General features: G+C 42.5%; 14 protein-coding genes and 1 pseudogene. All 15 read left to right on the top strand.

The genetic code is table 11. From position 1 onward, the window contains the following. The first annotated feature begins 165 nt into the window (after positions 1-165). The 15 genes and pseudogenes from rfbF (at position 166) to BWK47_RS01835 (ending at position 13846) form a co-directional block, all read left to right on the top strand. Positions 166-963 carry a glucose-1-phosphate cytidylyltransferase gene (gene rfbF / locus BWK47_RS01765; RefSeq protein WP_162327337.1) on the top strand — a complete coding sequence of 266 codons (798 nt, stop codon included), beginning with the start codon at positions 166-168 and terminating at the stop codon, positions 961-963. Beyond that, positions 954-2039 carry a CDP-glucose 4,6-dehydratase gene (rfbG, locus tag BWK47_RS01770; protein WP_204250450.1) on the top strand — a complete coding sequence of 362 codons (1086 nt, stop codon included), beginning with the start codon at positions 954-956 and terminating at the stop codon, positions 2037-2039. Before rfbF ends, rfbG begins: the two co-directional genes overlap by 10 nt. Beyond that, positions 2036-3385, top strand: coding sequence for a lipopolysaccharide biosynthesis protein RfbH (gene rfbH, locus BWK47_RS01775; protein ID WP_162327338.1), 1350 nt, complete (start codon positions 2036-2038; stop codon positions 3383-3385). Before rfbG ends, rfbH begins: the two co-directional genes overlap by 4 nt. An 8-nt stretch (positions 3386-3393) precedes the next feature. Then, positions 3394-3972, top strand: coding sequence for a Uma2 family endonuclease (locus tag BWK47_RS01780; RefSeq protein WP_162327339.1), 579 nt, complete (start codon positions 3394-3396; stop codon positions 3970-3972). A gap of 13 nt (positions 3973-3985) precedes the next feature. Further along, positions 3986-4459, top strand: a pseudogene (locus BWK47_RS01785) (DUF29 domain-containing protein). Then, a complete protein-coding gene (locus BWK47_RS01790) occupies positions 4459-5346 on the top strand; it encodes an NAD-dependent epimerase/dehydratase family protein (protein ID WP_162327340.1) in 888 nt (295 codons plus the stop codon). Before BWK47_RS01785 ends, BWK47_RS01790 begins: the two are co-directional and overlap by 1 nt. Before the next feature lie 27 nt (positions 5347-5373). Beyond that, positions 5374-6420, top strand: a complete 1047-nt coding sequence (locus BWK47_RS01795) for a GDP-mannose 4,6-dehydratase (RefSeq protein WP_162327341.1) — start codon at positions 5374-5376, stop codon at positions 6418-6420. 133 nt (positions 6421-6553) lie between these two features. Then, positions 6554-7123: a Uma2 family endonuclease gene (locus BWK47_RS01800; RefSeq protein ID WP_162327342.1), complete on the top strand. Its 570-nt coding sequence runs from the start codon at positions 6554-6556 to the stop codon at positions 7121-7123. Between the two features lie 177 nt (positions 7124-7300). Beyond that, a complete protein-coding gene (locus BWK47_RS01805) occupies positions 7301-8848 on the top strand; it encodes an archaeosortase/exosortase family protein (protein ID WP_162327343.1) in 1548 nt (515 codons plus the stop codon). 15 nt (positions 8849-8863) lie between these two features. Continuing rightward, positions 8864-9025, top strand: coding sequence for a hypothetical protein (locus tag BWK47_RS01810; RefSeq protein WP_162327344.1), 162 nt, complete (start codon positions 8864-8866; stop codon positions 9023-9025). A 114-nt stretch (positions 9026-9139) separates the two neighbouring features. After that, positions 9140-9574 carry a DUF29 domain-containing protein gene (locus BWK47_RS01815; protein ID WP_162327345.1) on the top strand — a complete coding sequence of 145 codons (435 nt, stop codon included), beginning with the start codon at positions 9140-9142 and terminating at the stop codon, positions 9572-9574. A 108-nt stretch (positions 9575-9682) separates the two neighbouring features. Further along, complete coding sequence (locus BWK47_RS01820) at positions 9683-10732, top strand: NAD-dependent epimerase/dehydratase family protein (protein WP_162327346.1); 1050 nt, start codon at positions 9683-9685, stop codon at positions 10730-10732. Between the two features lie 39 nt (positions 10733-10771). Beyond that, positions 10772-12124: a lipopolysaccharide biosynthesis protein gene (locus BWK47_RS01825; RefSeq protein WP_162327347.1), complete on the top strand. Its 1353-nt coding sequence runs from the start codon at positions 10772-10774 to the stop codon at positions 12122-12124. 39 nt (positions 12125-12163) lie between these two features. After that, on the top strand, positions 12164-13159 hold the full coding sequence (locus tag BWK47_RS01830) for a glycosyltransferase family 2 protein (RefSeq protein WP_162327348.1): 996 nt from the start codon (positions 12164-12166) through the stop codon (positions 13157-13159). Positions 13160-13234: 75 nt separating this feature from the next. Continuing rightward, positions 13235-13846 carry a Uma2 family endonuclease gene (locus BWK47_RS01835; RefSeq protein WP_162327349.1) on the top strand — a complete coding sequence of 204 codons (612 nt, stop codon included), beginning with the start codon at positions 13235-13237 and terminating at the stop codon, positions 13844-13846. Positions 13847-13874: the final 28 nt, after the last annotated feature.

Genomic DNA, 13874 nt, shown 5'->3' on the forward strand with positions numbered 1-13874 from the left:
TGTCCGTGCTGTAAAATTCTCGGATTATCATTAATTATGGTGAAAAGAATAAAATTTTCACCATTTTCCATTCTTCACCCTACTTTTCAAACACGCTCTTAGAGTAGTCAATAATTGCTCCATGAATAAATTTTAATCAACTTAATTAGTCAATCTCATAAAATTATGCATACTAAAATTCCCGTTGCCATTCTCTGTGGCGGTAAAGGTACCCGTCTGAAAGAAGAAACAGAGTTCCGCCCTAAACCGATGGTCACCGTTGGCGATCGCCCAATGATTTGGCACATTATGAAGACCTATGCCCATTATGGGTTTACCGACTTTATGCTTTGCTTGGGCTACAAAGGAGAGCAGATTCGGGATTATTTTATTAACTACGATTGGAACCACAGCGATGTTTTGCTGGAGTTAGGTAACAAGAGCATCACTAGACTAAACAATGGCCATGGAGAGGAAGACTGGCGGATTTGGTTGGTCAACACCGGCCAAGAAACGCTAACTGGGGGGAGATTGAAGCGTTTAGCTACCTATCTAGATAAAATCGGTGCTGACTGGTTCATGGCCACCTATGGTGATGGCGTTGCCAACGTTGATATTCAAAAACTGTGGGAGTATCATCAAAGCCATGGTAAATTAGCCACCGTAACCGCTGTCCGCCCCCCCTCCCGCTTTGGAGAAATGGTGATCAAAGAGCAGTTGGTCGGCACGTTCAAGGAAAAACCCCAAACAAGCGAAGGGTGGATCAATGGCGGCTATTTCATTCTCCATCGTCAAGTGCTGGATTTAATCGCCGGTGACGAGACAGTTTTTGAAGCAGAGCCATTACATCGATTGGCAGAAAAAGGCGAATTGGCTGTTTATCAACATGATGGCTTTTGGCAATGTATGGACACCTATCGGGAACTAGAATTGCTCAATGAACTTTACCAGAGTGACAGTGCCCCCTGGACAGTATGGCGATGATCAATCACTTATTTTGGAGTGGCAAATCAGTATTGCTCACAGGACATACGGGTTTCAAAGGGTCTTGGTTAGCCACTTGGTTAACTGAATTGGGAGCCAGGGTGACGGGGCTAAGTTTATCCCCAAATACGGAACCAGCCTTATTTAATCAACTCCAGCTCGATCGCCGTCTTAATCATCAGATTGGGGATATTCGAGACCGGGCATTGGTTACACAACAAGTTCAGCAAGCTCAGCCCGATGCAGTTTTTCACCTAGCGGCTCAACCGTTGGTTCGACTGTCTTATAAAGAACCAGTGGAAACCTGGGAAACCAATGTGATGGGGACGATTAATGTGTTGGAAGCCCTCCGCCTCATTGATCGCCCCTGTGTGGCAATTTTTATTACCACCGACAAGTGTTACGAAAACCGAGAATGGCTCTATGGCTATCGGGAAAATGATCCCCTGGGTGGTTATGACCCCTACAGTTCCAGTAAGGCCGGGGCAGAATTAGCGATCGCCTCGTGGCGCAGAAGTTTTTTTCAGGGCAATGGCCAGGTCCGCATTGCCAGTGTGCGGGCGGGGAATGTAATTGGAGGGGGAGATTGGGCAGAAGACCGTATTGTGCCGGATGCGATCAGAGCACTAGAACGGGGGGAGCCGATTCCCGTGCGTAATCCCCATGCGACTCGGCCCTGGCAACATGTGTTGGAACCGTTAAGCGGTTATTTACTGCTGGCCCAGCGCATTTACGAAGCCCCGTCGGAGCAATTATCGAATCTTTGTTCTGCGTTTAACTTTGGTCCTGGTTTAGATTCTAATCGCCCGGTGCGGGAACTAGTGGAAACTATTTTGAGCCATTGGCCCGGTAGTTGGTTAGATCAATCTAATCCCCGAGCAGTTCATGAAGCCAACTTGCTTAATCTAGTGGCGGATAAGGCGTTTCACCGGCTAGGCTGGCAACCCAAATGGAATTTTGAGCGTACTATTCAAGAAACCGTTGCTTGGTATCGGCAAGCCCAATCCGTGGGCCATGATCCCGATGCTCTCCAACAGCTAACCCTCCAACAAATTCATCATTATCAGCAGTCATGACCCAAACCGGCGATCGCCCCTTAACCCAGACCCACAATCCCGAACAAGCCCTACGGGAAAAAATATTTACTAGCGTCCTGGAATATTATCAATACAAATTCCAAACAAGGCCCTTTATTCCTGGTCAAACCTATATCCCTGTATCAGGCAAAGTCTTTGATGACCAAGAGTTAATTAAGCTGGTGGATTCTTCCCTAGATTTTTGGTTGACCACCGGACGTTATGCGGCGGAGTTTGAGCAACGATTTGCTGACTGGCTGGGGGTGAAGCATTGTCTCCTGGTTAACTCTGGTTCTTCTGCTAACTTAGTGGCCCTCTCCGCTTTGACTTCCCCCAAACTTGGCGATCGCCAGTTGAAGCCGGGGGATGAGGTGATTACCGTGGCGGCCGGGTTTCCCACCACTGTGAATCCTATTCTCCAGAATCAATTGGTTCCTGTGTTCTTAGATGTGACGTTGCCCGGATACGACATTGACGTCTCCCAGTTAGAAGCGGCCCTGAGTGAGCGAACCAAGGCCATTATGATTGCCCACACCCTAGGTAATCCCTTTAACCTGTCAGCCGTCATGGCCTTTGCCGAAAAGCATAACCTCTGGGTGATTGAGGATAATTGTGACGCAGTGGGCAGTGAGTACCAAGGACAGAAGACGGGGACATTTGGCCATTTAGCCACCGTCAGTTTCTATCCCGCCCACCACATGACCATGGGAGAAGGGGGGGCGGTCTTGACTAATGATAGTCGTCTGAAGAAGATCGTTGAATCTTTCCGGGATTGGGGACGAGATTGTTGGTGTCCGCCGGGGGTGGATAACACCTGTGCTAAACGTTATGGCTGGCAGTTAGGCGATTTACCCTTTGGCTATGACCACAAATATACCTATTCCCATGTGGGCTTTAACTTAAAAATGACCGATATGCAGGCGGCTGTGGGTTGTGCCCAGTTGGATAAGTTACCGGATTTTATTGCCCAGCGTCGGCAAAACTTTGATTATCTTTCTGCCCGGCTTCAGGACTTGCAAGATGTATTGCTGTTGCCCACCGCCACCGCTGATTCTGACCCCAGTTGGTTTGGCTTTTTACTTTCAGTTCAGGACAATGCCCTTTTTACCCGCAATGAATTAGTTCAGCATTTGGAAGAAAAACGCATTGGCACCCGTTTGTTATTTGGCGGTAATCTAGTGCGGCAACCGGCTTACAAAGGCTTAAATTACCGTGTGGTCGGGGATCTTAAAAATACAGATTTTGTCATGGAACGCAGTTTTTGGATTGGTTTGTATCCAGGACTCACGGAGGAAATGCTAGATTATGGCGTAACGGCCATACATAATTTTTGTCGCCGCCCTTAGGAGTAACTATGGTTGCCCAACTAAAGCAAACGAAAACCACTTATACCCCCGAAGAATACCTGGCCCTGGAGGAAACAGCGGAGTTTAGGAATGAGTATATTGATGGGGAAATTATTCCGATGACCGGTGGCACCACTATCCACAACCAGATTGCAGGAAATTTCTATAGGGCATTTCCCCTAAGCATTGATAGTCAAGACTACTATACTTACATCAATGATGTAAAAGTCTGGATTGAAGCTTGTCGGGTTTATACCTATCCCGATGTTTTAATTATTGAAGGTGAACCGATTTACCAAGGGGATAGCCCGGTGGTGGTAACTAATCCCAAAGTGATTATTGAGGTGTTGTCGGATTCCACTGCCACCTACGACCGCACCAAAAAATTTGGCTTTTACCGTCTTCTCCCTAGCTTGCAGGAATATATTCTGATTTCCCAGTCGGCTTATTATGTGGAGCAGTTTAGTAAGCGGGATGACGGACAGTGGTTATTTAGTCCTGTTGAAAGTCTAGAAAATCAGTTAACTTTAACATCGGTTAATTTTCAGATTTCAATGCAAGATTTATACCAAAGAGTTAAGTTTTAGGCAATCTTATATAATGGCATCTAATCAATTCGTATATGACCAAGATTTTTACACTTGGGCTGAGAAACAGGCCCAGGCTTTAGCTCACCGTCGGGTTGAGCTTTTAGACTAGGACCACCTGGCCCAGGAGTTGGTCATTAGTGAAAAAAATGAAATTAAGAGTCGATTGGTGGTTTTATTAACCCATTTGCTGAAATGGCAGTATCAGCTGAGTAAACGTTTGATTAGCTGGTTCACGACCATTGCTAACCAGAGAGATGATTTACAAGATTTATTGAATGAAAATCCTGGATTACGGCGATTTGTCCCGGCTTTACTGGTTAAGGCTTATCGTAATGCTCGGCGGGAGGCGGCAGCGGAAACAGGATTGAGCATCAAAATTTTTCCTGATGATTGTGCCTATGGGATTGAACAAGTTCTGGATACCATGTTTATTTATGATACGACGGTAGATTTTGAGTGGACGATTAATCGGGACAAAAGTTAATGAGCTTAACAGTTTTGGTAACGGGGGCAACAGGTTTTTTGGGGAGTCATTTGGTTAAGGCTTTTCTTGATCAAGGTTATCGGGTTATTATTCTGAAACGCAGTTTTTCTTCTACATCTAGGATTGATGATGTTCTGGCTCGATGCGTAGTTTACAATATTGATCAATGTGAGCTAAGTGAACCATTCAATGATTTTCAAAAAATTCATGCCATAGTCCACACTGCTACCTGTTATGGGAGACGCAACGAAACTACTAGCCAAATAGTGGAGTCTAATGTCTTATTTCCGCTACAACTGTTAGAATTAGCTACTTGCAATACAGACATATTTTTTAATACAGACACTTCACTTTCTGGTTATTTAAACAGCTACTCTTTGTCTAAAAAACACTTTTTAGACTGGGGCAAACAATTTTCGGCTAGTAAGAAAATCAAGTTTGTGAATCTAGGACTAGAACATATTTTTGGACCAGGAGACGATGAATCTAAATTCGTTACCTATGTGATTAAGAACTGTCTTCGCAATGCTACTCAATTAAATTTAACCAAGGGAGAGCAACTTCGAGACTTTATTTATGTTGATGATGTTGTGGCTGTTTATCAATTGCTATTGTCCACAATTTGGGATTTACCTGATTATTATCAAGCTTATTCTGTAGGTAGTGGCAATGCCATCACGGTGAGACAATTAGTTATGCTAATACACTGTCTCACAAATTCCCGTACTGAGTTGAACTTTGGTGCTGTTCCTTATCGGGATGGAGAAATTATGCTTTCTCAAGCAGATCTGGATCCCTTAAAAAAATTAGGTTATCTTCCCAGCCTTTCTCTAGAAGAGAGTTTACAAAAGACAATTGAATTGGAAAAATTGACTGAATTTAACTAACACAAATTTAGCTATAGTGATAATTGTATGAAAATCTTAATTGCCGGCGGTTGCGGTTTTTTAGGCTCTAATATTGCTGCCGATCGCCTGAAACGTGGGGATGAAGTTTTTATTATCGATGCCCTATTCCGAGTGGGAGCGGAAAGTAATAAGGCTTGGTTGGAAGATGGGTCTAGTCAAGGAAAATTAGTAATCTCAGTTTTTGACATAGCCGAAAATGATAAATTAGAACAATTCTTTAAAGAAAATGGACCTTTTGATGCCATTGCCCATTTGGCTGGTCAAGTAGCAATGACAACATCGATGAGCGATCCTCGACGGGATTTTCTAACAAACGTGGTGGGTACTTTTAATGTTCTTGAAGCAACTCGCCTTTATTCACCGGAGGCGATCTTTGTCTATTCGAGTACCAATAAGGTATATGGAGAGTTGAATAGTCTTCGCTATGAGGAAACCACAACCCGATACGTTACCCCTGATTATCCTAATGGTTTTGCTGAAGATTTACCCCTAGATTTTTCTAGTCCCTATGGTTGTTCAAAGGGTTCTGCGGATCAGTATGTACGGGATTGGCATCGTAACTTTGGTTTAAACACAATTGTGTTTCGCCATTCTTCCATTTATGGTGGGCGACAATTTTCTAGCTTTGACCAGGGTTGGGTTGGATGGTTTTGTTTGCAGGCATTGAAACAAAGGCAAGCTCTAGATAGCGGAAAGGAGGTAGAAACGTTTACGATTGCTGGCAATGGCAAACAGGTGCGAGATGTACTATATGCTCAGGATTTAATTAATCTTTATAATTCTGCGTTTGAATGTGGCAAATACTGTGCTGGCAGAATTTTTAATATTGGCGGTGGTATAGAAAATACTTTGTCTCTGTTGGAATTATTTAATTTATTGGAGGAAATTTTGGACATCCAGTTAAATTATCGGCAGTTACCTCCAAGACATTCTGATCAAAAATTGTTTGTGGCTGATATACAGCTTGCTCAAGAACAATTGCTGTGGATTCCTTCTGTTTCCGCTTCGGAGGGAATTAGGCGTCAATTGGAGTGGGTTTCAAAAAATTTATAAAAATTTATTGTGTCCCCAGTGGGAGGAGAAAGCGGCAATCGAGAAGCGAATTTAATTTACCATTGGTTTACCATTGGGCTAAAATGGACGGAATAGTTGGACTAGAAAGAACTAGCCTAAGGAGACAAAACCGTTGATCGCCATCTCCTCAGTCAAACCCCCATTAACGTTAGAGGATTTTTTGGCTCTGCCGGAAACCAAACCCTACAGTGAGTACGTTGATGGTAGGATTGAGCAAAAACCCATGCCCCAAGGTGAACATAGCACTCTACAAATCCGTTTAGGTACAACGATTAATCAAGTTGCATTGCCGCAAAAGTTGGCCCATGCCTTTACAGAACTCCGATGCAATATTAATGGTCGCTCTTATGTACCGGACATTAGTATTTTTACTTGGGATCGTATCCCTAAAACGGCCACGGGACGCATTGCCAATCGTGTTGATACCTATCCAGATTGGCTGATTGAAATTTTGTCGCCGGAGCAATCGGCTAATAAGGTGATCAAAAAAATGATGGTTTGCCTGGAAGCAGGCACCCAGTTGGCTTGGCTGGTGGATCCAGAGGATGAGTCCGTACTAATTTTTCAACCCCAGCAGTTTCCCGCCATGAAGTCTGAAGGCGATCAATTGACCGTTTTGGAATCATTATCAACGTTGGCGTTATCCCCTGCAGAGCTATTTAGCTGGCTCAGCCTAGATTAGGGGATTTGCTGGTTACATGATAGTGATGCCGAGTTAAGCTAAGGAAGCAGGAGTTAAATGTCGAAGCCGATGAAGCTATCTTTTTCTAGCCCAACGGAGCAAAAGCCCCAGCCAGCACCGAAGGTCTTAACTTATTTAGATAAGAGAATTTTAATTGCCTTAGTTTATGGGCTTTTTGTGGTATTGCAAGCTTTATCGTTGTCGCGACAGGGAGTAGACTATACAAAAATATTAATTAATCTTATTTTCTTCGCTTCTGCTTTCTATTATTACTATCAACGCCGACATCAACTTAAGTTTCCTGCCCAAACCGTACCCCAAATTGTTGCAGTGGTGCTACTCAGCTTGGTGATTTTCAAATTACCAACACTACGAGTTGGCGAAGCCGGGGGATTTTGGATTTTTGCTTCTCCCATTACTTTTTTAAGTATCGTTCTGTTAGCGTCTGGTTTTTACGGCCTCAAGCAGTTTTGGCGATTTTGGTCTGTATTTATTTTTTTGTGGGCAACTTTTTGGCGTACCCCCTGGCTGGGGGATTCTAGTTCTTGGTTAACTGTTTTCTCTGCCAAGGTATCTTCTTATTTTCTTTGGTATTTAGGCTTTAATCCATCCACGGAAGGGAGTTTAGTTTACGTTAATGACGGCATTATTGACATTTACAATGGATGTACCTTAACTCCCCTGCTCTTTATTTCCATCGATTTACTGGTTATTTTATATGCCTTTTATCCTATGAGCCGGAAGCGAGCAGATATTATCTTTACGTTTTCCCTCGCTTTGTTACTCTCCTTTGCTCTTTCTATTGTTCGTCTGGCCATTATGGCTTTGGTGGTTAACGATACTCCTAAGTTTGACTATTGGCATGGCTCCCCAGGCTCAAATCTATTTATGACTATTTGCCTAGTGGGCTGTGGATTATATGCCATCAGTCGTATGCCGACAAAACAATCTGAAAAACCATCAAATAGCCAACCCCTGCCACCTTTAGCAAACCCGGAATGGATTGTGAAGGGCTTCTTATTGGCGCTCGTGGCAATATTATCTTTTTTGATGCTTCTGCCCGATGGTGGTGCAAAACGTTTGGCTAATTTCCAGTTTCCAGCTGATCTTCCTCTGCCTGGTTGGCAAGTTGTTGGCAGTCAACCGTTATCAGCAAAGGAAATGGGGTTTTTTCTCGAATTGGCAGCCGAAGAACAAATTGCTGATTTACCTCAACAGGTTGAACAAGAACAACGAGAACAACGAAACAAAAACATTCTGATGTCCGGACGGCGTTATGACTTAAAGCAAGGTGATGTTGCGGCTCAAATGACGTTAACTTACGTACTTAATAGTGATGCGTCTTTTCCAAGCTTAGGGGATTCAGATTTCAGCAAATTAGCCGATGAGCTAATGCTGGAAGAAGCAGATGTTAACCTTCCTCATTTAGTGATACAGGATGAAAATAAAACCCATTTGGTCGCTTGTTTAACGGCTTTTGGAAAATCAGGGGCCAATATTAATGCCGCATTGTACGGATTTGATAAACATCGAATTCGCTATATGTTGACCAATCCTCAAGCGTTTTATCAGTGGATGACGGGTCAACGTCTTTTGAGCGATCGCCGCTGTCTTTGGGTGCATTTATCGGAGGAATCTGTGGACTATCCAGGGACAAACCAACGATTGGTGGGGCTTTGGCAAGACCTGCAGAGTTATTGGGCCCAAGCTTTTCCGCCACTTTAAGTTAACTGAGTATTTATGGCGATCAGTGCCCTTGGTTCTTGCTGGGGACTTTATTCCGAGGCAAACTTCCGCCGCAAGGCAGATTTCTATGCCAAACATCAAAATCAAACAATTGATCGTAAAATCGTAATTTCGCCCATGGTAGATGATCGTGCGAGACCTGTGGCGAAAGTATAGCAATCCTCGATGGGGAGCAAGTCCGCTCACCAAGAGTGATAATGTACCGGAGCAGTGGCGGAAACTTTAGGCATTGAGATTTACCGTTAGGCTAAAAGAATGGAGGATTAAACTATGAACGCAAATTTGTACGATATGGATCATTTTGGTTGGCTAGAACAACAAACCCTGTTGCTTAAAACAGGCCAACTGGGAGCGTTGGATGTTGAACACTTAACCGAGGAGTTAGAACTGGCAGTGGGGAATGAGCGAAGGGAAATCTATCGGCGGTTCCGCATACTAATCGGTCATTTGCTGAAATGGCAATATCAGCCGGATCAAAGGTCTGCATCCTGGTCAGGAACGATTCGGGTGCAACGCAAGGATTTAAAGAAATTGCTCAAGGATAGTCCTAGTCTGCGGCGTTTTCTGGAGGTAGAAGCTCGGGATGCCTATGCCGATGCCGTAGAATTAGCCAGTTTTGAGACGGGAATCTCCGAATCAACTTTTCCCGAAGATAACCCTTTTAGTATTGAAGAGCTTCTCAGTGATGATGCTTGGCCAGAGTAGGAAGGCTGACCCTGACTGAAAAAGGCGTTGTAGTGTTTGATGCACCCAACGGTCATCTATGCTAAAAATAGACTGCCTGGAAATCGGTTAGGCTAATTCTCCAAATCTATGAAAAAACTATTAGTTACTGGATCTTCTGGCCTGATTGGTTCTGAGGTCTGTGTTTACTTCGCCGCCCAAGGCTGGCAAGTGCACGGACTGGATAATAATCAGCGGGCGGTGTTTTTTGGACCCCAGGGGGATACCCGTTGGAATCAGCAACGGTTACAGGAAACCCTGAAGGGATTCATACACCATGAGTTGGATATTCGGGATCGCCCTGGGGTGTTATCCTTGTTGGAGTCTTTAAGGCCCGATGCCATTGTCCACACAGCGGCCCAGCCGAGCCATGACCGGGCGGCGGCAATTCCCTTTGATGATTTTGATACCAATGCGGTGGGGACGTTAAATTTGCTGGAGGGAACCCGCCAATTTTGCCCGGAGTCGCCCTTTGTCCACATGTCCACCAATAAGGTCTATGGGGATGCTCCCAATCGAATTCTGTTACGGGAGCTAGAAACCCGTTGGGATTATGATGATCCGGTTTATGAGCATGGGATTCCGGAGACGTTTACCATTGACCAATCGAAGCATTCGTTGTTTGGGGCGTCTAAAGTGGCGGCGGATGTGATGGTGCAGGAGTATGGCCGTTATTTTAATCTACCGACTTGTTGTTTACGGGGAGGCTGTCTAACGGGGCCGAACCATTCAGGGGTGGAACTCCATGGGTTTTTGAGTTATTTGGTGAAGTGTAATTTGGAAGGGCGGAAGTATAAGATTTTTGGCTATCAGGGCAAACAGGTGCGGGATAATATCCATTCGTTGGATGTGGCGCGCTTTATTGAGGCGTTTATTAGTGCGCCTCGGCTAGGGGAGGTTTATAATCTGGGCGGTGGTAAGGATAATACCTGTTCGATTTTGGAGGCGTTTAAGTTGGCGGAGGGGTTTAGCGGTAAGCCGATGCAATATGCTTATGTGGCAGAGAATCGCATTGGCGACCATATTTGTTACTATTCTGATTTACGGAAGATGCGGGAGCATTATCCGGGCTGGGATATAACGGTGAGTTTGGAAGAGACGGTTGGACAAATTGTGAAGTCTTGGCAAAGACGTTTATGATTTTGATGGCAATTTGAGCGTCCTTAATACCGCGTTAATATGCAGGAAAAAAGTAACACTTTTAGACAGCAGAGAAATCTTAAATTCAAAATAAATGTAGGAATCGCGCTTGTTGGAAAAGTTATTGCTACTATAATTAGTCTTGTGCGAGTGCCTATTCTCATTAACTATTTGAATCCTGAAGGCTATGGTTTATTTATTACAATAACCTCAGTTGCTAACTGGATACAGTTAGGTCAGCTTGGCATGGGGAGTGGCTTAATTAATGCTCTGATAAAGTGTGATGCAGAAGATGACAAAGCAAGTGCTCAAAAATATGTAAATAGTTTATGGTTGGGATTGGCGATAGCATTATTAATCTTATCATTATTTTTATTTGGCTCTTTTCCTTTTACCCCTTGGAATAAGCTATTTCCCATAGACGATGCACAACTTGCAATCCAAGTTCCCCAAACTGTTGCTTTCACTTTAATAACAGTTCTATTTGGTATATTCATGACCCCATTGGGATCCATTTATAATGCTTATCAAGAACAGTATAAATTAAATTTGTGGAGCAATCTTCAGGGGATTGTGGGGTTAGGGGCTGTCGTATTAGCTACACAACTGCAATCGAATATGGCAGATATTTCTTTGGCTATTGGTTTAGCAACATTGTTAGTTAATGGTGCCAATTATTTTTGTTTGATAAAGTGGGATAAACCTTATCTAAAGTTTGACGTAAAGACCTTATCAGTCTCCGCTTTTAAGGGTGTGTGGTCAAGTAGTATTTCTTTCTTTTTAATTGAAGTTTCAGCACTTTTAGTATTTCAAACTGATCGTTTTTTAATATTGCAGTTTTCCAATTCTGTTGAGGTCACCAAATACACTTTGGCTTCAACAGTATATTTGACATTTCATGGGATTTATTTTTTGTTCCTTAAGCCGCTTTGGCCAGCATTCGGTGAGGCAATTCACCGGGGTGATATAGTTTGGACTCGACGAGTATTTAACAAAGTCAATCTTTTGTCAAGCATTGGCATGATGCTGCTGATTGCTGTCGTTTTAATGGCTGGGCCATATCTTATTGAACTTTGGACTGGTCGTTCGGATGTAGAGCCGGATAAATTACTCCTAGCAATTCTTGGTTTTTACTTTCTCATTCGAGTATTTACGGATGTTCACTCCATTGTAATATTTAGCCTTAATAAGCAGAAAGAACTGTTGTTGGCTACTGTCAGCCATGGTTTTTTGAATTTAGTTTTGGGAATAGTTCTTGGTAGGGAATATGGTGTTCATGGTATTGCATTGGCAAGTTTGCTAAGTTTTGCATTATCATCGGGTTGGTGGATACCCTATAAGACACGATATTTTCTTAGAAAATTAGGTGAACCATCAAATCAAAATCATTAAAGTAAGCCATAATACTAATGAGTTTTTAAGGATTAAGGTATGTCTAGTAACTTGGTGACTTTATCAATTTGTATTCCTACATTTAACAGGCTAGTATATCTAAAAGAAATGTTGGAAATTCTGTTGCCCCAAGCAGAAGCATTAGGGGTTGAGATATGCGTTTCAGATAATGGCTCAACGGATGGAACCGCACAATACCTGATTGATGTTAGCCAGTGCTATGGGTGCGTTAAATTTCATGTAAATGAAACTAATATAGGTATGGATCTAAATATTATTCGGGCAATGCAGATGGCAGAAGGAAAATACATATTACCTATTGGTGATGATGAAGTACTTCCGGATCATTCTTTAGCTACAATCATTAAGACTATTGATGATTATCCTGATCTAGATGCTTTATTTTTAGACGGTTGGTATACTAATGCTGAGTTAATAAAAACCAAAAAATTACTTCCTGACAGTTTAAATGGACGGTTTTTTTCTGATCCAATAAAGGTGTTGGATGAGCTGCGTACACCTCAAGCATTAGGGTGTTTTGTCATTAACAAAGACTGCTTATCCTCAGATTGGTATAAGAAATATCTTGGCACCTACCATGCTTTCTGTGGAATAATATGGGACTATTTAATTTTTAAACACAAAAAAGATGGACAATGTTCAGTTGTTTGTTTAAGTGTCCCAGTTGTATTGCTAAGGATTATTGAAAAAACATGGAAGACTGAATTCTTGAAAATAATGCTTCACGATGTTCCAACTTTTATAAGCATTTTACCAAATGAATACACAGAGATTAAAAATAAAATAATCAAAAAATACTGTAATGAAAGATCAAAATTATTTTTTCTAGTGGGATATAGATCAAAATATGGATTAAGTAATAGTATGATAGAAAAATACATGAAGCATTTTTCTGAATTTCAAATCGTAAAAGCAAGATTAGTGTGCTTATTACCTATCTGGTTAGCAACCTTAATCCAAGATACAAAGCAATTTATCAAGAGTTTATTTTTTGCATCAAAGTCAACAATTTAACTACTGAAACTTTACCGTCAGCGCTCAACCGGACTTATACTCAACCAGTTTAATACCACAATTGGAGAATTAGTTATGACAATTGCTACAGCAGAGCCGAAACAAGCCAAGGGTAAGCTAAAAAAAGTTTATACTCCCCAGGAATATCTTGCCCTAGAGGAAAAAGCTGAGGATAAGCACGAATACAGAAATGGGGAAATTGTTGCTATGGCAGGGGGAACAACAAATCACAATGAAATAGTCACTAATTTATGTACTGCGTTAAAAGTAGCCCTAAAAGGTCAGCATTATCGTGTTTTTATTAGTGATGTGCGGCTCTGGATACCCCGTTATAATCAATATACCTATCCTGATGTGATGGTAATTGCTGGTGAGCCAATTTATCATCAAGGCCAGGCCAGCATTACAAATCCTCTGCTAATCGTCGAAGTGCTATCCCCGTCACCCCAAGATTATGACCGAGGCACCAAGTTTACCTATTACCGCTCCATTTCCCAACTCCAGGAGTATATTTTGGTTGATCAATATAGCGTTAAAATTGAACAGTTTAGCAAGATTAGCCAGGGTCAATGGCTACTCACGGAATATGAAGCCAATTCAGAAAATCTGATGGTCGAGTCCCTAAAACTGCCGCTGAATATCGTTGATATTTACGATCAAGTTGAGTTTGAATCCTGTTCTCCATAACCAAATTTGTAAGCTCTCTCCAAAAGTT

The organism is Synechocystis sp. CACIAM 05 (genome assembly GCF_010222815.1).
Classification (GTDB): domain Bacteria; phylum Cyanobacteriota; class Cyanobacteriia; order Cyanobacteriales; family Microcystaceae; genus Synechocystis.

What these genes read in the sequence shown, in the direction of transcription:
- rfbF (WP_162327337.1), top strand. Translation starts at nt 166, where the DNA reads ATGCATACTAAAATTCCCGTTGCCATTCTCTGTGGCGGTAAAGGTACC.
- rfbG (WP_204250450.1), top strand. Translation starts at nt 954, where the DNA reads ATGGCGATGATCAATCACTTATTTTGGAGTGGCAAATCAGTATTGCTC.
- rfbH (WP_162327338.1), top strand. Translation starts at nt 2,036, where the DNA reads ATGACCCAAACCGGCGATCGCCCCTTAACCCAGACCCACAATCCCGAA.
- BWK47_RS01780 (WP_162327339.1), top strand. Translation starts at nt 3,394, where the DNA reads ATGGTTGCCCAACTAAAGCAAACGAAAACCACTTATACCCCCGAAGAA.
- BWK47_RS01790 (WP_162327340.1), top strand. Translation starts at nt 4,459, where the DNA reads ATGAGCTTAACAGTTTTGGTAACGGGGGCAACAGGTTTTTTGGGGAGT.
- BWK47_RS01795 (WP_162327341.1), top strand. Translation starts at nt 5,374, where the DNA reads ATGAAAATCTTAATTGCCGGCGGTTGCGGTTTTTTAGGCTCTAATATT.
- BWK47_RS01810 (WP_162327344.1), top strand. Translation starts at nt 8,864, where the DNA reads ATGGCGATCAGTGCCCTTGGTTCTTGCTGGGGACTTTATTCCGAGGCA.
- BWK47_RS01815 (WP_162327345.1), top strand. Translation starts at nt 9,140, where the DNA reads ATGAACGCAAATTTGTACGATATGGATCATTTTGGTTGGCTAGAACAA.
- BWK47_RS01820 (WP_162327346.1), top strand. Translation starts at nt 9,683, where the DNA reads ATGAAAAAACTATTAGTTACTGGATCTTCTGGCCTGATTGGTTCTGAG.
- BWK47_RS01825 (WP_162327347.1), top strand. Translation starts at nt 10,772, where the DNA reads ATGCAGGAAAAAAGTAACACTTTTAGACAGCAGAGAAATCTTAAATTC.
- BWK47_RS01830 (WP_162327348.1), top strand. Translation starts at nt 12,164, where the DNA reads ATGTCTAGTAACTTGGTGACTTTATCAATTTGTATTCCTACATTTAAC.
- BWK47_RS01835 (WP_162327349.1), top strand. Translation starts at nt 13,235, where the DNA reads ATGACAATTGCTACAGCAGAGCCGAAACAAGCCAAGGGTAAGCTAAAA.